The organism is Gordonia sp. YC-XJ4, from assembly GCF_059511865.1.
Genome location: NZ_CM183447.1, coordinates 1,085,398 through 1,102,220, shown reverse-complemented (window position 1 = coordinate 1,102,220; position 16,823 = coordinate 1,085,398). Strand labels below are relative to the sequence as shown.

The window sequence follows — 16,823 nt, the reverse complement described above, 5'->3', positions numbered from 1 at the left end:
TGTTGTCTTGCCGGGTCTCGAGGCCCGGCGCCGGGGCGCCGTGCACCTCGACCATCGGAGGAAAGGTTCTCGACCATCGGGAGTAATACGTACGCGGCTCCAATGTGCGGGCGCGGCTGGTGCAGCGGGGGCGTCCACAAGTTCGGCTCGCGTTGGGTCATGTGACGGTGGATGTGGTTGGGATGTTTGTTGTCTCGCCGGGTCTCGAGGCTCGCCACACGCGGCTCGCACCTCGACCATCGGGAGGGGAAGGGTTCTCGATCATCCGGGGAAAGGGTGGTCTCGAGCAGGACGGTCTCGACAAGTACTCGAAACCCCCTGTGTAGGCAACCCCACCTACAGGAACCCGACCGCCCGCCGTCCAGTCCCCACCGACGGCGTCGGGTCGGTGCCGAGGCCGGTTCCCAGGAGTTCGGCGTAGATGTCGCGGAAGTCCGTGGTGGCCTTGAGATCTCCGTCGTCCAGATCGGTCAGACTCGGTTCGTCACCGTAGAAGCCGCCGCGGACGGGAGAGCCGGCGACGAAGACCGGGCCCGCGGTGCCGTGGTCGGTGCCCTGAGAGGCGTTGGCGCGCACGCGACGACCGAACTCCGAGTAGGCCATGACGATGACGTCGCGGCCGCGCGGGTCACCGGCCATCCGGGTGAGAAACGACGACAGGGCCGAGTCGACCTCACCGAGCAGATTCTGCTGTGTCTCGCGTTCGTCGGCGTGTGTGTCGAATCCGCCGATGCTCACCGAGTACACCTTGGTCGGCACTCCGGCGCTCACGCACCGGGCGACGGTATCGAGTTGTTCGGCAAGCGCTTTGCCCTCTGCACCCGCCGAGCCGGTCGTCCCCTTCGACGCCCGCACCCCACGCAGCGCCGACGCCGCCTTGTTCTCGGCGGCGTAAGAAGTGCAGACCATCTGTTCGGCGGGACTGTCCGGCGCCGACGGTGCTCCCAGTTGCGCCAGCCGTGCGACGACCGGCGCGGCGAGCGGGCTACCCGTAGGGTCGAGTGCGGCTGCCGTCGACTTCGCACCGATCGACAGCATCGGCAGCACCGGCCCGATGTTGAGGGCGCGCAACGGATCATCGCCCGTCGCGTCGAGCCATCGTCCTATCCATCCGCTCGGTACCGCCGACCCCGGCGACGCGGTCTGCCAGATGTCCATGGAGCGGAAATGACTGTGGTCGGGCTGCGGGTACCCGACGCCACGCACGATCGCCAGGGTCCCGTCGCCCCACGCGTTATGCAGTCCCTTCATCGCCGGGTTCAGCCCAAGCGAGTCGTCGAGGTGCAGCACATCCTGTGGGGCGTAGGCGAGTTCGGGCCGGTTGTCGTGGTAGGCGCTGTCCGCGTACGGGATCAGCGTATTGATGCCGTCGTTCCCGCCGTACATGGTGAGGATGACCAGCACGCCGTTGCCCACGACTCGTGGATGGTCCACGCTCGCCCGGTGCAGGTCGTCCCAGGTGACGGTGGTAACCCCGCCCGCGGCGCCGAGTGCGGCCAGCACACCGGTGCCGACGAGGAATGTGCGGCGATTGACGTCGATGGTCTTCATGTGCTCCTGCCTCGGATCGCGCGAATGGTGTTCAGACGGTCAGGTATTCGGGGCTGTTGAGGGCGATCGCGGTGAGCGTCACTGGATTCTTGACCGACCCCTGCATCACCTTCACGGTCCGGTCGGAGAATCCGCCGACACCGAGCAGATGCGCCGCGGCGTCGATACGCTCCCCCGCGGCGGCGTCGTGGATGGTGGTGACCTGCGCGTCACGGGCCAGGCGCATCGCTGTGTTCCAGCGTGTTTCGGCGCCGGCGGTCGACAGCCATGCCTGCCCGGACGGCCAGCCCCCGACGTCGGGTGGGTAGAAGGGCTGCTGGCCCAACGTCTTGAGGGTGGAGGTTGTTCGTTTGAGTTCGGAAGCACCTGGTTTCGGCTGTAGCGCCCTGGTGGCGCCGATGAGCCACTGCACGGGGGAGGCCACTCCCGAGGAGTTGCCGAGCTCGGGGTCGGTAACGATCGCGGCGACCAGACCGCGCAGATCACGGTCGGGGCCGTACGCCGAGGTCAACCGGGTCAGCGCGGCCGCCGACGGCGGCGTGTCCCCGGCCAGGTGCTGCCACACCCTGGTGGCGACGTAGCCGGCGGAGGTCGGGTGATCGAGCACTGCGTCGCAGAAGCTCGCGGCGTCCAGATCGCCGGTGACGCCCAGGACGGTCTTGGTGCCCGAATCATGCAACGTCGGCTTGAGTACCGTGCCCCCGCGATTGTCCGGCCGCCACCCGGTCAGGGCCCGTGCACCTTCGCGGACGTCGGTCTCGGTGTACCCGTTGCCGTGTCCGAGGGCGAACAGTTCCATGAATTCGCGGGCGAGGTTCTCATTCGCGGCACCCTTGACGTTGCTGGCGCCGTCGAGCCAGCGCAGCATCGCCGCATCGGTCAGCATGGTGTAGGCCAGCGGACGGAACTGTCCGAGCCCCATCGTGCGCAGCTTCTCGTTCTGGGCGAGCATCTCCGCGGCAGAGCCGACCTTGGCGATCGACGTGGCGAAGTGGTTGTGCCACATGAAGGTCAGTTTCTCGCGTTCGGGCACCTCGGCGGCGATCATCCGATGTGTCCACCAGGTCACCAATTGCTTTGTCTGCGCCGAACGTTCGGATCGGACGTGCTTGCGCACCGCGGCCGACGCGCTGCGCGGCACCCGCGCCACGATGCCGAAGTGCGGGGCCGGGGTGGCATCGACCCCACGATCGGGTGCGGGGGCGGGTGTGAGCACGCGCTGGAGGTAGGTGTCGATTCCCGAGGCCACCACGGCGTCGACCTGGGTTCCGGTCGCACCGAACCCCAACCGCCGCACCACTCTCGCCGCCGCCATCCAGTCGGCCGATTGCGTCATGGCTGCCAGTCTGGCCAACCCCGGCGCCGGGAACCAGGCCACGCCGCCGGTCCTTCAGGGAGTCTTCAGCACGACCCTCGCAGATCCGGCATCCCGCCCGGCGACCGGCAAACCGTCGGTCCTGTCGTGGCAACCTTCAGAAAGCCTTCAGTTGCCCCGTACTCCCCCGCCCTACGGTGGTCGCCATGTCAGACACCGAGAACCCGCAAGAACCCGGCCGGCAACCGCACGAGGCCACGCCCGACGATCCCACCACCCAGTTCGGTACCGAACCGATGTCGCAGGGGGCGAACCCGACGACTCCGATCGCACCGAGCCCGGGGCAGCCGGGCCCATACGCCGGCCCACCACCCTCCGGACCGCCCCCTTCCGGGCCACCGCCGTCGATGCCACCGCAGGGGCAACCGGGCACTCCCGGTCCGGCACCCAAGCCGTCGTTCTGGCGTAGTCAGCGCACCGCGCTGGTCACCGGGGTCGCCGCCCTCATCATCGGCGGTCTCATCGGGGGCGGTATCGGATGGGCGACCGGACACGACGACTCGCACACACAGCCTGTCGCAGCCACCGCCCAGCACGGCAAGAAGACCCGCCACGAGGCCACCTCCGCGGCGAGCCGACGCGGGGTGACCGGCCAGATCACCGCGATCAACGGCCAGACCTGGACGGTGCAAACCCGCGGCGACAAGACGGTGACCGTCGACATCACCGGCGACACGCATTTCGGGACCGAACGGAAGCCGCAGCAGCAGAGCGACTTCGCCGTCGGCGACCGGGTCGTCGTCGCCGGGACCCGAAGTGGCGACACGGTCACCGCACGGATCGTCGCGAAGCGTCCGACGCCGGCCGGCACTGCGACGCCGCAGACCAGTGGTGCACCGGCCCCGACCTCGGCGCAACCGAGTTGACCGGTACGGGGGTCGACGATGACCGAGACGTGACCGCGGGCTGGCAGAATCACATGACATGAGCGCCACGGTCCTCGTCATCGAGGACTCGACCCCGATCCGTGTCGCGGTGGCCGCGGCACTGACCGAGGCCGGGCATCGGGTCCTCGCCCGCCCCGACGGTTCGCGACTCGAACACGATCTGGCACAGGCGCGCCCCGACGCCGTCCTGCTCGACGTCATGCTGCCCGGTTCGGACGGTTTCACCCTGCTCGACGTGGTGCGGCGGCGCAGCGACGCCGGCATCATCATGGTGACCGCCCGCGACGCCGTCGCCGACCGATTGCACGGCCTCACCGAGGGCGCCGACGACTATGTGGTCAAGCCGTTCGAGATGGCGGAGTTGGTGGCGCGCGTCGGCGCGGTGCTGCGCCGACGTGGCGGGCGCACCGACATCCTCTACGTCGATGACCTCGAGATCGACCGCGACGGCGGGACGGCGACCCGCGCTGGCGAGCGAATCGCTCTGACGCCCACCGAGTTCCGGGTACTCACCTACCTCGCACAGCGCCGCGGCCGGGTGGTCACCAAAACCCAGATCCTCACCGGCGTCTGGGGTTACGACCACTACGATCCGAATCTCGTGGAGGTCAACGTCAGTGCGTTGCGCCGCAAGCTCGAGGCCCACGGTCCGCGACTGTTGCACACCGAACGCGGCCGCGGCTACACCCTGCGCCCGTCATGACGACGATCCGTACTCGACTGACCGGCAGCTCGTTGCGCAGCCGGGTGACGGCTCTGGCCGTCGTGGTGCTCGCGGTGTCGTTGGTCGCGCTGATCGCCATCGGCAGCGCACTGTTCGCCGTGGCGGGCCATCGCGCCGCCGGGGCGCTCCTCAGTGATCGGGCCACCCTCGCCCAGCAGTACGCCCGGACCTCACGCACGCCGGAGATCTTCCTGCAGCGCATCGAGGGCCGCTCGGTGCGGGCCCGACTCGAACTCGCCGACGGTGAGGTGTTCGGCCGCCCGACCCGCGACGCGGTCGCCCGCCGCACCATCACCCTCAAGGCGCCCAACTCATCCTGGGCCGACGGCGCGACGCTGACCCTCGCCGTCGACGGCGATCTGCTCGGCGGGGTGCAGTCACGGCTGCTGATCGGGATGGCGATCACCGGTTCGGGGGCGCTCGTCCTCACCGCGTTGCTGCTGTGGTTCGGGATGCGTTATGCCCTGGCGCCGTTGGACACCATGACCGATGTGGCGCGCTCGATCGCGCGTGGCCGACGCGGTGAGCGCCTCGCCCCGACCCGGACCGACACCGAGTTGGGGCGTACCGCAGCGGCATTCGACGACATGCTCGACTCGTTGGAGGGTGCCGAGGCCAATCAGCGCGCCGCGCAACAGTCGGTCCGGCAGTTCGTCGCCGACGCAGCCCACGAGTTGCGCACCCCGGTCACCGGGGTGCAGGCGATCGCCGAGACACTGCTGCAGATGGATGCCGACGCATCCGCCGAGGATCGAGAACAGTTGCTGCTGTTGCTCATTCAGGAGACCCACCGCGCCGGACGCCTCGTCGGCGACATGGTCGACATGGCCCGCATCGACGCAGGTCTGGCGCTGCATCCCGAGGCGGTCGACCTCGTCGCCCTTGCCGAGGATCAGTGTCGCCGGGTGGCGATCCTGCATCCGGAGCTGACGGTCGTCGCCACCGGTGACGCCCCTCCGACACTGGCCGACCCCGGCCGGATCTCACAGATCCTGGCCAACCTCATCGACAACGCCTGCCAGGCCACACCGGCCGGCGGGCGAGTCGAGGTGGCGGTCGCCCACGCACCCACCGAGTCCGGCGGGTGGGTGACCGTGACGGTCAGCGACACCGGACCGGGCGTCCCCGACGCCGACCGCGAGCGGATCTTCGATCGTATGGTGCGCCTGGATGATTCACGAGATCGGCGCTCGGGCGGCGCCGGTCTGGGGCTGGCGGTGGCGCGTGGTCTGGCCCGCGCCCACGGGGGCGAGGTGCGCCTGCTTCCGCGCACACCGGACGGCGCGACACAGGGCGCGGTGTTCCGCCTGGAGTTGCCGTTCAGACCGACGGGACGTGATCGGTCTGCGGGGTCGGCTGCTCCGCATCCGCGATGACCGCCGCGAGGGCCTCGTCGACGACGGCCCCGGCCTCGATCGTCGACATGTGACCCACCCCGTCGAGAACGACGAGATCACGAAGGGTTCCGTTGCGCCGCAACACCTCTGCGATCTGCTCGGCGTGCGACGGCGGGGTCAGGCGGTCGGCACTGCCGACCACGATCGTCGTCGGGACCGTCAGCGCGTCCAGCCCCGCGGTCACATCCAGTTTGCCCATCGCCGCACCCCAGCGGGCCCGCGCACGGGGCGGGCAGCTCATGATCATGTTGTCCACGAACTCGACGTGCGAGGCGCGAGCGGTGGAGCCGAGCGCGATGTACTGCGACATCCGCGGCCCATAGGAGCTGCGCGGCACCGGAAGTGGCGCCGAGGTGATGAGCTTGGTGACCGCCGGCGCGAACGGTTTGCTGTAGCGCGGCAGATCGAGGGGGATGAGCAGGTGATTCTGCATGACCGCCTTGGCGGCGGTCGAGGCGAGCACCACCGCCGACACGCGATCGGACACCTTGTGCGGGTACTGCGCCGCCCACGACATGATCGTCATGCCGCCCATGGAGTGGCCGATGAGGATCGCTCGGCGCCCGGGCGGGACGACGGCGTCGAGGACGGCGTCGAGGTCCTGGCCGAGGGTCGCGACGGTGGGTCGTTTGCGACCGAGTTCACTGGCTCCGTGTCCGCGCTGATCGTAGGTGATGACGGTGCGTTCACCGGCGAAGGCGTTGATCTGCGGATACCAGTAGGTGGTGTTGCACGTCCATCCGTGCACCGCGACGATCACGTCACCGGTGTCGTCGTCACCGCGTGCACCGGGACCGTAGGTGACCACGTTGAGCCGGGTGCCGTCGGCGGCGCGGACGGTTCTGGTGTCACTCGGAGCCGTGGGGGTGGCCAGCAGATCGTCGGGCCCGTCGTCGACGGCCGGATCGCCGTGCAGGGCTTCGCGTACCAGGCCGGCACCGATGGTGCCCACCCCGACCCCGATCAGACCTGCCCCGGCGGCAACGCCACCGATGGCCCACCCGCGTCGACTCATGTGTCACCCTCTCGCCAGGGCACCGCCCGGGTGTGGCGATCAGGACGATCGCGGAGTCGGACGGTGCGTTTGCGGCGTGTCCACCGACTCCTCGGTGCCCGGCGTCGGACCCTCGGACGTGTCGGGGGACACAGCGTTCGATGTAACACTACCCGTTGTCATGTTCTGGGCGCCATCGCCTGCGGTCTCGGGATCGATGCCCGATGCGGGTCCGTCGGTGACGTCGGCGCCGGGAACATCGGGGGCGGGAACATCGGTGTCGGCGACGTCGAAGTACGTCGACGCCTCGCCGATCGCCCGGGTGATCTCGTCGTCGAGCGCCTTGCGGAAGGTGGTCTCCACGATCTCGTGGGCCATCGGCCGGACCGTCTGGATCAGTTCGGCCATCTTGCTGACCTTGGCCTCGCCGAGGGTCGGCAGGTTTTCGTTGAGGTACTTGTCGGTGATGATCGAGACGAAACTGCGGGCCGCATCCTCGAGGTCGTCCTGCACGCGCACGAAGCGGTCGAGCAGGACGTCGATGTCGACGCCGCTCTTGACCAGCACCTCGGCGCCCTCGAGGACCTCCGGGTTCTTGATCGCGTAATGAGCGCCGTCCTTGACGAGCAGCCCGAGTTTCTGGCTGAGCGCGATGGAGCGCTCGCTGGCGTTGAGCGTCTTGCGCAATTCGGTGAAGGTGATCGTGGCCGCGCGCTTGAAGTTGCGGAATCGGCCGCCCTTGGTGGGCGCGCCACGCAACACATGCTCGACCTTCATCCCGTAGTGGGCTGCATGCAGGAGCTCACTGATGGTGGCAAAGGTGTATCCGCGTTCGAGCATCCGCGAGATGAGATTCAGGCGATTGAGGTGATCGTCGGAGTACCAGCCGGTGCGACCGCGGATCGTCGGCGGCGGCAGCAGCCCACGATCCTGATAGACCCGGATGTTGCGGACGCTGACGCCGGACGCCTCTGCCAGGTCGTTGATCCGATACTCAGCCACGAATGACAGTGTATTCGCCGGATGTCGTACGCCCGACGACCCGCGCCCGACGACTCGCCTCTCCCGTCCGGTCATCCGGCAAAGAGCACCGTGTCATCCGGCCAGCAGCACGACGCCGGTAGCGATCAGCACGCCCACCTTGACGACCTCGGCAGCCACGTACACCAGGTGCGCGTGACTGCGCGGACCGTCGGCGTCTCCGGTGGCGAGCACCTCGTCCGAGCGGCGGTTCAATGCGGGCCGGATACCGACGAGCTGGACCGCCAGCACCACCACCACAGCCACGGCGAGGATGCCCGCGGGTTGCCCCACCCATCCCCCGGCGACCGCGCACACGATGAGCACGATCGCCGCACCCGCCTCGACGGCGTTGAGCGCACGGAACACCAGCCGTCCGATCCCCAGACCCAGCGGAATGGTGATACCCGGAGCACGGAACTTCAGCGGCGCCTCGAGGAACGAGATCGCGATCACCATGCCCAACCAGACAAAGGTGACCGCGGTCGCCACCGCGTACGACACGCTCATCGCGAGGCGCCGGCGCGCAACAATTCCGGCCCGAAGGTCTCGAAGTGGATGCGCTCGGAGGGCACATTCCGGTCGAGCAGCTGGGTGCGGACCGAGTCGAGGAATCCGGTGGGACCGCACAGCATGGCGTGGACGCCGTCGGCAAGGTCGATGCCGTCCAACGACATCCGGCCGGTACGCACCGCGTCGGACACCAGGTGGTCGGCACCATGCTGATACCACTGGTAGAGCCGTGCGGAATCGATCTGCTCGACGAGGGCGCCGAGTTGCCCACGATGAGGTTGGCCGGCCCGCGAGTGGTCGGCGTGCAGGACTGTCACCGGGCGGTCGGTGCCCGACTCGGCGAGCGCGGTCAGCAGCCCGATCACCGGTGTGCACCCGATGCCCGCAGATGCCAGCAGTAATGGCGAATCATCTTCGGGCAGAACGAGATCACCGAACGGCATCGAGACGTGCACCGCGTCGCCCTCGAAGACGTTCTCGTGCAGGAACGCCGACACCTCGCCGGCGAGTTTGACGCTGATCCGCCACTCCTCGCGCGCCTGCGGCGTGCCGATCAGGCTGTACTGGCGGATCTGATGCGCGCCGTCGGTCAGCGGCACCTGCACCGAGATGTACTGCCCGGGAGAGAATGCCGGAAGATCCGCACCGTCGGGCGCGGCCAGGATGAACGACACCGCGTCCGGGGCCACCTGATCGCGTCGGGTCACGACGAGATCGCGCCACACCGCACCCGGTTCGACGCCGGCCGCGGCGTAGAGGCCGGCTTCTTCACGGATCAGCACATCGGCCATCTCCCAATACAATTCGTCCCACGCATTGGCGACCTCCGGGGTCACCGCGGCACCGAGCACCTCGACGATCGCGGCGAACAGGTGCTCGTGGACGATCGAGTACTGATCACGCGTGACCCCGAGGGACGCATGCTTGTGCGCGATGCGGTCGATGATGAATCGCTGCCGCCGCAGATCGGGCTCGAGTTGCAGCTTGGCGAATGCCGCGATCGACCCCGCCAACGCCATCGGCTGTTCACCGGACCGCTGATGGGTGCGGTTGAACATGTCGTCGAGCAACGTCGGGTGGGCTGCGAACATCCGCGCGTAGAAGTTCGGGGTGATCTCCCCGAGTGCTCCGTCGACGGCGGGCAGGGTGGCCGCGATGACCTCGCGAGTGGGCATGGTGAGCACGACGACTCCGATCTGATCTGTTCCGCCCGGTGGCGAAATCGTTTGTTGCCGAACCTATTCGGCTTGACTGTGAGATTCCGCTCGACCGTGGGGCGTCGCCTCGGCGCGACGCGGGGGGTCGAGGGAGAGCAGGACCGCTCCGGTGGGGTCGGTCACGAGGTCCCCGACGGTCACGTCGTCGAGGCTGTCGAAGAAGGCACGACGGGCGGCGGCGAGCGCACCGCGCAACCGGCACGCCCGACGCAGCGGACACGGCGTTTCGCCGTCGCAGTCGACGACTTCTCCTTCACCTTCGAGACTTGCTGCGAGCCAACCGATTCGGGCCGTACGGCCCAACTCGGTGATCACCAGCCCACCCGCGCGACCCCGCCGGGAGTGGACGACGCCGAGTTCAGCGAGGCGCCCGGTCACCTTGGTGACATGCGTATACGGCACGGCCATCTCCTCGGCGAGGACCCGGGTGGTCATCGACCCGTCCGAGACGGCCAGGCGCATCACCACGCGCAAGCCGATGTCGGTGAAGCGGGTCAGTTGCATGTGATCATCAGATCATAATTTGCATCTGAGATGCATATTAAATGCCTGTGGCGCTCGTCACTCGTCGGTGCGGGCCATCGCCGGCGTCGTGTCATACGAGAGCCGCCCGCGACCGTCACGAGGACGGTCGCGGGCGGCTGGTGAAACCTGCGCGGCGCACACGGGCGCGGACCCGGGTTCAGCTCACCGGATCTTGCGGAACCAATGCTTGTTCTGAATGGAGTCGACGCGCGGCCGGACGTCGACGAGGTAGACGATCAGCGCGACGACGCCGATGAGGTAGAACAGCGTCGGCGCCTGGAACAGCCAGATGAACAGGGTCGCGAGGGCCAGCAACGACACCCAGAGCACCTTGCTCTGCTTGTCGACCGCCGGGAAGGCGTCTTTGCGCTGGAGGGACGCGTGGACGAGGGCGACGATGGCCGCGACACCGGCGACCACGGTCAGCACCCACAACACGAGGTTCTGACCGGCGGCGAGGACGTTGACGAAATTCACGCGACCACTCTAGCTCTCCATGTCGGTTTTGTCGGACGCTCAGGAGCGCGGCGACTTGCGTGCGGTCGTTTTTTTCGCGGGGCTCTTCTTGGCTGCGGTGGTCTTGGCTGCGGTTTTCTTTGCTGCGGTGGACTTCTTCGCCGGGGTCTTCTTGGCTGCTGTCTTCCTGGCTGCTGTTTTCGTGGCCGGGGTCTTCGTGGCTGCCGTCTTCTTTGCCGGAGACTTCTTGGCAGCGGCTTTGTTGGCCGGAGCCTTTGTTGCAGCGGCCTTCTTCGCAGCGGTCTTCTTGGCCGGTGTCGCAGTCTTCTTGGCCCCCGGTGTCGTGGCCTTCTTCGCCGGAGCCTTCGTTGCTGCCGACTTCGTTGCTGCCGACTTCGTGGCCGCCGACTTCTTCGCCGCCGACTTCTTCGCCGCCGTCCTCTTCGCCGCAGCCTTCTTCGCGGGCGCCTGCGCGACGACGGCAGCCTTCTTCGCCTCGGCTTCCTTGGCCGCGACCTTGACCGGCGCGGCCTGCTTCGCCGGCGCGGCCTTCGTCACGGCAGCCTTCTTCGCCGCGGGCAGCGCCTTGGTGGCCGAACCCTTTGCGCGAGCGGCCTTCTTGGCGGTTCGTCGCGAGGTCAGTTGTCCCACACCGGTTCCGCGGGCGGCTTGGCCGCTGATCAGTTTGGTCTGCGTCGCCAGGGTTCCCAGTGCGTCTTCGGTGAGGGCGACGGCGTCGTTGTAGACCTTCTCCAGTTTCGGCAGGTTCTCACCGACGAGAGGTTGGGCCTTGAGTCGGTCGACGACCTCTTCGGTGCGTTCGGACAACGATGCCAGCAGCGCGGCCGCGACCGCGAGGTAGGCGTCGGCGACCTTGCGCAGTTCTTCCGGGGAGAATCGCGCGCGCAGTTCTTCGATCTCGGCGGGCAGTTCGACGGGCAGGGCGGCGAGTTTGCTCTTGGCCTCCTCGAACGTCGCCAGCGCGTTGGCCAGCGTCTCGTCGAGGGTGGACTGCGCGGAATCGACTCGCTCGGCGACGCGTTCGGTGAGGTCCTCGCGCGACTCGGTGATCCGTTCCTGCGCCGACTCGATACTCTCGGCGATCTTTGTCTGGGCCTGCTCGGTGGCGGCCTCACCGCGCTCACGAAAATCGTTGAGCAGGGCCGACACTTGACCCAACGCTGTCGACAACGGGTTGTCCGGCATGATCGGAACTCCTCGATTCGCTTGTGCGGGTGGTGAATCGACCGCCCGAGTCACCCTGTGGTCACTCGTCGGGGATCGGCTCCTCGGTGGCGTTCTCCTTGCGGAAGGACTCGTAGATCTCGAGCAGCATCTGCTTCTGGCGTTCACTGATCGAGTCGTCGGCGATCAGCGCATCACGCACCGGGCTGGCCGGCCGTTCTTCGAGGATCCCGGCCCGAACGTACAGCACCTCGGCCGACACCCGCAGGCCCTTGGCGATCTGCGCCAACACATCTGCCGAGGGTTTGCGGAGTCCGCGCTCGATCTGACTGAGGTACGGATTGCTGACGCCGGCCCGTTCGGCCAACTGCCGCAACGACACCTCTGCGGCCATTCGCTGGGATCGGATGAACCCACCGATGTCCTGTGCCGCGGTTGCGACCGCATCCGAGGCCACCGCGGTGACGGCGGTGACGGCTTCCACGGTGTGTCCGACGCCGCCGGTGTCGCGATCGTCCTCGTCGGGGCTCGACGCCTCATCGACGGGATCGTCGCCCGAGCGATGCTCGGATGTGCTGTTGTGGGGCCTCTTCGCTGTCATGTCACCTCCCGTGGCTCACCGAGCCCAGTATCGACCCCAGTGCTAACACGTGCAAGCACAGTGCATGCAGCGCGGCGCGGCGTCGAAGCCCTCCCCTCGGGCCGGTCAGGGGAAGATGAGGACCGAGATCGTGTAGATCACCAGTCCCGCCAGCGATCCGACGACGGTGCCGTTGATGCGGATGAACTGCAGGTCGCGGCCCACCTGGAGCTCGATCTTGCGGCTGGTGTCCTCGGCGTCCCAGCCGCGCACGGTCTCGGTGATGACGGAGATGATCTCCCGCGAGTAGTTGGTGGCAAGGTGATTGGCGACACGTGCGACCCACCAGTTCATCTTCTCCTGCAGCGGCCGGTCGTCGCGGATCCGTATGCCGAGGTTGATCGCGGCATCGGTCAGGGTGTTGCGCAACGTGCTGTTCGGGTCGGCGAGCATCTGCTCGATGACGGCCTTGCCGGTGTTCCAGGCGGTCGACGCCGCGCCGGCCACTTCCTCGCTGCCCACGAGTTCACGTTTGATGTTCTCGAACCGGGCGACCATCTCGGGGTCGTTCTGCAGGTCGTCGGCGAACTGCTCGACGAATTCGTGCATCGACCGGCGCATCTCGTGATTCGGGTCGGCACGGACCTTGTAGGTGAAATCGACGAGCTCGCGGTAGATCCGATCGCCCATGAGGTTGGTCACGAACTTCGGTTTCCAGGCCGGTCCGACGTCGCTCTCCACCACCCGGTCGATGAGGTCCTGGCTACCGAGCGCCCAGTCGTGGGCGCGGTCGCACAGGAGTTGGAAGACCGGCTCGAGACGGTCCTCGGCGATCAGCTGATGCAGGATGCGCCCGATCGGCGGCGCCCATTCGGGTTCGGCCGCCCACCGCAGGGTGGCCTGGATGAACTGCTCGATGTCCTCGTCGCGCAACATCTCTGACGCGAGCTTGATGGCGCGGGCCGCCTCGTCGGACACCCGTGGGGCGTTGTTCGGATCGGCCAGCCAGGTCGCGACACGACGTGGCAGGTCCAGCTGCTCGGCGCGCTGCACGATCACCTCGGGCGTCATGAAGTTCTCTTCGATGAAGCCACCGAGCTGATCGCCGATGTCGTCCTTCTTCTTGCGGATCAGGGCGGTGTGCGGGATCGGGATGCCCAGCGGGTGCCGGAACAGCGCCGTCACCGCGAACCAGTCGGCCAGCGCGCCGACCATACCGGCCTCCGACGCCGCGCGCACATAGCCAACCCATGCGGCGACGTCGGCGCCGTCGCGGTGTTCGAGGTAGCGGGTGAACAGGTAGATGACGGCGGCGACGATGAGGAAGCTGGTCGCCAGCAGTTTCATCTTGCGCAGATCACGGCGACGGCGGTCGTCGGACGCGGAACCGCCCGAGGAGAACCCGGGCGCACTTGTCGGCGCAGCCCGATGCCTGCCGGTACCGGAAACGTCGGTCGTCACAGTTGACACCCATCCATTTCTACCCGCCGGCAGCGACTACGCTGGCCGGGTGATCGCAAATCGTCCCAGTCCGGCCGCGGCGGCGCGCGCTGCGGTGTCGGCGGCGACGAACGTGACCCGCGGAATCGAGCAGGCGTTGCTCGGCGGGGCGGTCGAGGAGCGCTCCAAACCCGATGGTCGCCGGCAGCGCTGGGAAACCCACAAGCGGGAGCGCCGCACCGAACTGACCGACGGCACAATCGCTGCGGTCCGTGAACTCGGCGCGGACGTCGGGATGGACGAGATCGCCCGGCACATCGGCGTTTCCAAGACGGTGCTCTACCGCTATTTCACCGACAAGAACGATCTCGGGGTCGCCACGACGGTGCGGTTCTTCGAGACCACCCTGATGCCCCGGCTGATCGAGACCATCACCGACGACGTCGACGAGTACACGCTGACCCGGACCGTGATCAGCGTCTACGTCCATGCCGTCGCCGACGAGCCCGCGTTGTATCGGTTCGCGTTGTCGGCGTCGCCGAGTTCGTCGGTGACTTCCGCGGAGTCGGAGAAGCTGGTGGCCCAGCTGCTCACCTCGACCATCGTGATGCGTCTGGGCGAACGCGACGGTGATGCCGCGGGAGCCCAGGTGTGGGCCTACACCCTCGTCGGCGGTATCCAGCGCGCCGTCGATTGGTGGATGGGTGAACGATCCATCGGCGTCGACGATCTCATCGACTACCTGACGATGATGGTGTGGAGTTCGATCGTCGGGGTCGCCGCGGTGAACGGCTCCCGCACCGCATTCATGGCCGACCCTCCGCCGCTGCCCGAGCCCGCAGCAACCGAGGGAGACCGGGACGATCACGAGCCCGGTTCGGCTGACGACGAGACGCCACTCCGGTGAGTCGGGTGGCGTTGGTGACCGGCGCCAGTCGCGGCGTCGGTCTCGGGGTGGCCACCGCACTTCTCGACGCCGGATGGACCGTCTACACCACCGCGCGCAGTGGACGCGGGCCCGACAGGGCCCGGGTGATCACCTGCGATCACACCGATGATGCCGCCGTCGGCGAGGTCTTCGAGACGATCGACGACGCCGAGGGCCACCTCGATCTGCTGGTCAACAACGTGTGGGCGGCACCCCGCGGGTTCGGCGGATTCAGCGAACCGTTCTGGCAGCGACCGGTCGGCGACTGGGATTCGTTGATCGGGGTCGGCGTGCGCGCCCATTACGTGGCCTCGGTGCATGCCGGCCGACTCATGGTGGCCGCCGGGTCGGGTCTGATCGTCAACATCTCGTCGTTCGGGACACGCGGTCACCTGCACTCGGTGCTCTACGGCATGAGCAAGGCGGCACTGGACAAGATGGTCGCCGACATGGCCATCGAACTGCAGGGCACCGGCGTCCACGCGGTGTCGTTGTGGCTGGGCCTGATCCGTACCGAGTTGCTGCTGTCCCTCGGCGTCGAGGAGTTCGCGGGGTTCTCGTTGGAGCGCGCGGAGGACCCCGAGTTCGTGGGTCGGGTCATCGCGGCGCTCGCCGACGACCCGGCACTGCCGAACCTGACCGGACACACCCTGATCAGCGCGGAGTACGGGCGCGAGCACGGAATCGTCAACAATGATGGCGCGCAGCCCGATTCGCATCGCGACGCTTTCGGCGGCGGTCCACTCTACCCGCCAACCTGACCCGCGGCCCTGGTGGTGTTGGGTACCCTCTGGACCACACGACGAGGAGGTTGCATCATGGGCAAGCGCGGCGGAGGTTCGACGAAGGGCTGGGCACAAGAACCGATCGACGCATTGCGCGTGGGTACTGTCGGCCCGATCGCCGATTTCGACCCGGACAGCACACCGGGATTCGACGGCGACCGTCGTCTCGGCGAGGAGTTGCTCACCGAACGCGGTGAGATCCTCGCAGGTTTGCAGGAGTTGCTCTTCGCCAACGGCAGAGCCGGCGACCACCGCTCCGTACTGCTGGTCCTACAAGGCATGGACACCGCAGGCAAGGGCGGGATCGTGCGACACGTCGGCGGACTGCTCGACCCACAAGGCCTGAGCATCAAGGGATTCGGCAAGCCCACACCCGAGGAGCTCTCCCACGACTTCCTATGGCGCATCCGCAAGGCGCTGCCCCCGGCCGGACGCATCGGCATCTTCGACCGCTCCCACTACGAGGACGTCCTGCCGGTGCGCGTGCATTCCCTGGTACCGCAATCGGAGTGGGAAGCACGCTACGACATCATCAATCGATTCGAGCACGAACTCGTCGACGCCGGCACCACGGTGGTGAAATGCGCTCTGGTGGTGTCGAAGGACGAGCAGAAGGCCCGACTGGCCGAACGCCTCGACCGTCCCGACAAGTACTGGAAGTACAACCCGGCCGACCTCGATGAGCGCGCCTATTGGGACGACTACCTCGAGGCCTACCAAGCGATCTTCGACCGCTGCGACTCCGACGCCACCCCGTGGTACCTCATCCCCGCCAATCGGAAGTGGTTCTCCCGCCTGGCGATCTGCGAACTACTCATCGATGCCCTGACAGGTCTCGACCTCGATTGGCCCGCCGCCGATTTCGATGTCGACGCCGAGAAGAAGCGCCTGGCCGCCCTCCCCGACTGACCTCCCGTTGGTCGCGCAGCTCCCCCTCCCGATAATAGAGACCCTCACCCGATGGTTCCCTCCCCCCACGGTCGAGAGAGCCCTTCCCCCGATGGTCGAGGTGCGAGCCGCGTGCGGCGGGCCTCGAGACCCGGCGAGACAACAAGCCTCCCAACCACATCCACCGTCGCACGACCTGAACGCGAGCCGAATTCGCAAACGCCCCCGCTACACCAGCCGCGTCTGCACAGTGGAGCCGCGGACGCATCACTCCCGACGGTCAAGGCGCCCTCCTCCGGATCGTCAGCACTTCCCTGCTGGTCGAGACCCCCCGATGGTCGAACAACCCGCCCTTCCG

Annotated in this window: 17 protein-coding genes; 6 read left to right on the top strand and 11 right to left on the bottom strand. The window is 67.6% G+C overall.

Annotation, left to right across the window (positions count from 1 at the left end):
- Window positions 1-336: 336 nt before the first annotated feature.
- A complete protein-coding gene (locus AC5ZH6_RS04890; RefSeq protein ID WP_006372561.1) occupies window positions 337-1,551 on the bottom strand; it encodes a DUF1501 domain-containing protein in 1,215 nt (404 codons plus the stop codon).
- Between the two features lie 31 nt (window positions 1,552-1,582).
- Window positions 1,583-2,887 carry a DUF1800 domain-containing protein gene (locus AC5ZH6_RS04885; protein ID WP_035728810.1) on the bottom strand — a complete coding sequence of 435 codons (1,305 nt, stop codon included), beginning with the start codon at window positions 2,885-2,887 and terminating at the stop codon, window positions 1,583-1,585.
- A 185-nt stretch (window positions 2,888-3,072) separates the two neighbouring features.
- Between AC5ZH6_RS04885 and AC5ZH6_RS04880 the strand changes: the two genes are divergently transcribed.
- Genes AC5ZH6_RS04880 through AC5ZH6_RS04870 form a run of 3 tightly spaced genes read left to right on the top strand, consistent with a single transcriptional unit; the run spans window position 3,073 to window position 5,913 of the window.
- Window positions 3,073-3,792: a DUF5666 domain-containing protein gene (locus AC5ZH6_RS04880; RefSeq protein ID WP_006372559.1), complete on the top strand. Its 720-nt coding sequence runs from the start codon at window positions 3,073-3,075 to the stop codon at window positions 3,790-3,792.
- 58 nt (window positions 3,793-3,850) lie between these two features.
- Window positions 3,851-4,516, top strand: a complete 666-nt coding sequence (locus tag AC5ZH6_RS04875; RefSeq protein ID WP_006372558.1) for a response regulator transcription factor — start codon at window positions 3,851-3,853, stop codon at window positions 4,514-4,516.
- Entirely contained in the window at window positions 4,513-5,913 is a 1,401-nt protein-coding gene (locus AC5ZH6_RS04870; protein ID WP_006372557.1) for a sensor histidine kinase, read from the top strand. Before AC5ZH6_RS04875 ends, AC5ZH6_RS04870 begins: the two co-directional genes overlap by 4 nt.
- On the opposite strand, the gene AC5ZH6_RS04865 is transcribed toward AC5ZH6_RS04870, so the two are convergent.
- The 9 genes from AC5ZH6_RS04865 to AC5ZH6_RS04825 form a co-directional block, all read right to left on the bottom strand.
- A complete protein-coding gene (locus AC5ZH6_RS04865) occupies window positions 5,858-6,949 on the bottom strand; it encodes an alpha/beta fold hydrolase (RefSeq protein WP_006372556.1) in 1,092 nt (363 codons plus the stop codon). The two genes, AC5ZH6_RS04870 and AC5ZH6_RS04865, sit on opposite strands and share 56 nt — an antisense overlap.
- Window positions 6,950-6,988: 39 nt before the next feature.
- Complete coding sequence (locus tag AC5ZH6_RS04860) at window positions 6,989-7,930, bottom strand: MerR family transcriptional regulator (protein WP_035728809.1); 942 nt, start codon at window positions 7,928-7,930, stop codon at window positions 6,989-6,991.
- Window positions 7,931-8,023: 93 nt separating this feature from the next.
- Window positions 8,024-8,458 (bottom strand): hypothetical protein, encoded by a 435-nt coding sequence (locus AC5ZH6_RS04855; protein WP_006372554.1) that lies wholly within the window; start codon window positions 8,456-8,458, stop codon window positions 8,024-8,026.
- Window positions 8,455-9,645, bottom strand: a complete 1,191-nt coding sequence (locus tag AC5ZH6_RS04850; RefSeq protein ID WP_006372553.1) for a globin domain-containing protein — start codon at window positions 9,643-9,645, stop codon at window positions 8,455-8,457. The genes AC5ZH6_RS04855 and AC5ZH6_RS04850 overlap by 4 nt, the downstream gene beginning before the upstream one ends.
- Window positions 9,646-9,699: 54 nt before the next feature.
- Complete coding sequence (locus AC5ZH6_RS04845; protein WP_006372551.1) at window positions 9,700-10,182, bottom strand: RrF2 family transcriptional regulator; 483 nt, start codon at window positions 10,180-10,182, stop codon at window positions 9,700-9,702.
- Between the two features lie 183 nt (window positions 10,183-10,365).
- Entirely contained in the window at window positions 10,366-10,680 is a 315-nt protein-coding gene (locus tag AC5ZH6_RS04840) for a DUF2516 family protein (protein WP_006372550.1), read from the bottom strand.
- Window positions 10,681-10,719: 39 nt separating this feature from the next.
- Window positions 10,720-11,865 carry a histone H1-like repetitive region-containing protein gene (locus AC5ZH6_RS04835; protein WP_496168535.1) on the bottom strand — a complete coding sequence of 382 codons (1,146 nt, stop codon included), beginning with the start codon at window positions 11,863-11,865 and terminating at the stop codon, window positions 10,720-10,722.
- A gap of 61 nt (window positions 11,866-11,926) precedes the next feature.
- Window positions 11,927-12,445 carry a helix-turn-helix domain-containing protein gene (locus AC5ZH6_RS04830; RefSeq protein WP_006372548.1) on the bottom strand — a complete coding sequence of 173 codons (519 nt, stop codon included), beginning with the start codon at window positions 12,443-12,445 and terminating at the stop codon, window positions 11,927-11,929.
- Between the two features lie 105 nt (window positions 12,446-12,550).
- The gene (locus AC5ZH6_RS04825; protein ID WP_014358936.1) at window positions 12,551-13,885 is read right to left on the bottom strand and encodes a DUF445 domain-containing protein; all 1,335 of its coding nucleotides are present in this window, start codon (window positions 13,883-13,885) and stop codon (window positions 12,551-12,553) included.
- Window positions 13,886-13,937: 52 nt separating this feature from the next.
- Here AC5ZH6_RS04825 and AC5ZH6_RS04820 point away from each other — a divergent pair, with 52 nt between their 5' ends.
- Genes AC5ZH6_RS04820 through AC5ZH6_RS04810 form a run of 3 tightly spaced genes read left to right on the top strand, consistent with a single transcriptional unit; the run spans window position 13,938 to window position 16,486 of the window.
- Window positions 13,938-14,771 carry a TetR/AcrR family transcriptional regulator gene (locus AC5ZH6_RS04820; RefSeq protein ID WP_244421216.1) on the top strand — a complete coding sequence of 278 codons (834 nt, stop codon included), beginning with the start codon at window positions 13,938-13,940 and terminating at the stop codon, window positions 14,769-14,771.
- Entirely contained in the window at window positions 14,768-15,553 is a 786-nt protein-coding gene (locus AC5ZH6_RS04815; protein ID WP_006372545.1) for an SDR family NAD(P)-dependent oxidoreductase, read from the top strand. Before AC5ZH6_RS04820 ends, AC5ZH6_RS04815 begins: the two co-directional genes overlap by 4 nt.
- A gap of 57 nt (window positions 15,554-15,610) precedes the next feature.
- A complete protein-coding gene (locus AC5ZH6_RS04810) occupies window positions 15,611-16,486 on the top strand; it encodes a PPK2 family polyphosphate kinase (protein ID WP_006372544.1) in 876 nt (291 codons plus the stop codon).
- Window positions 16,487-16,823 lie beyond the last annotated feature (337 nt).

What these genes read in the sequence shown, in the direction of transcription:
- AC5ZH6_RS04875 (WP_006372558.1), top strand. Translation starts at nt 3,851, where the DNA reads ATGAGCGCCACGGTCCTCGTCATCGAGGACTCGACCCCGATCCGTGTC.
- AC5ZH6_RS04810 (WP_006372544.1), top strand. Translation starts at nt 15,611, where the DNA reads ATGGGCAAGCGCGGCGGAGGTTCGACGAAGGGCTGGGCACAAGAACCG.
- AC5ZH6_RS04890 (WP_006372561.1), bottom strand. Translation starts at nt 1,551, where the DNA reads ATGAAGACCATCGACGTCAATCGCCGCACATTCCTCGTCGGCACCGGT.
- AC5ZH6_RS04830 (WP_006372548.1), bottom strand. Translation starts at nt 12,445, where the DNA reads ATGACAGCGAAGAGGCCCCACAACAGCACATCCGAGCATCGCTCGGGC.
- AC5ZH6_RS04855 (WP_006372554.1), bottom strand. Translation starts at nt 8,458, where the DNA reads ATGAGCGTGTCGTACGCGGTGGCGACCGCGGTCACCTTTGTCTGGTTG.
- AC5ZH6_RS04870 (WP_006372557.1), top strand. Translation starts at nt 4,513, where the DNA reads ATGACGACGATCCGTACTCGACTGACCGGCAGCTCGTTGCGCAGCCGG.
- AC5ZH6_RS04880 (WP_006372559.1), top strand. Translation starts at nt 3,073, where the DNA reads ATGTCAGACACCGAGAACCCGCAAGAACCCGGCCGGCAACCGCACGAG.
- AC5ZH6_RS04835 (WP_496168535.1), bottom strand. Translation starts at nt 11,865, where the DNA reads ATGCCGGACAACCCGTTGTCGACAGCGTTGGGTCAAGTGTCGGCCCTG.
- AC5ZH6_RS04865 (WP_006372556.1), bottom strand. Translation starts at nt 6,949, where the DNA reads ATGAGTCGACGCGGGTGGGCCATCGGTGGCGTTGCCGCCGGGGCAGGT.
- AC5ZH6_RS04885 (WP_035728810.1), bottom strand. Translation starts at nt 2,887, where the DNA reads ATGACGCAATCGGCCGACTGGATGGCGGCGGCGAGAGTGGTGCGGCGG.
- AC5ZH6_RS04845 (WP_006372551.1), bottom strand. Translation starts at nt 10,182, where the DNA reads ATGCAACTGACCCGCTTCACCGACATCGGCTTGCGCGTGGTGATGCGC.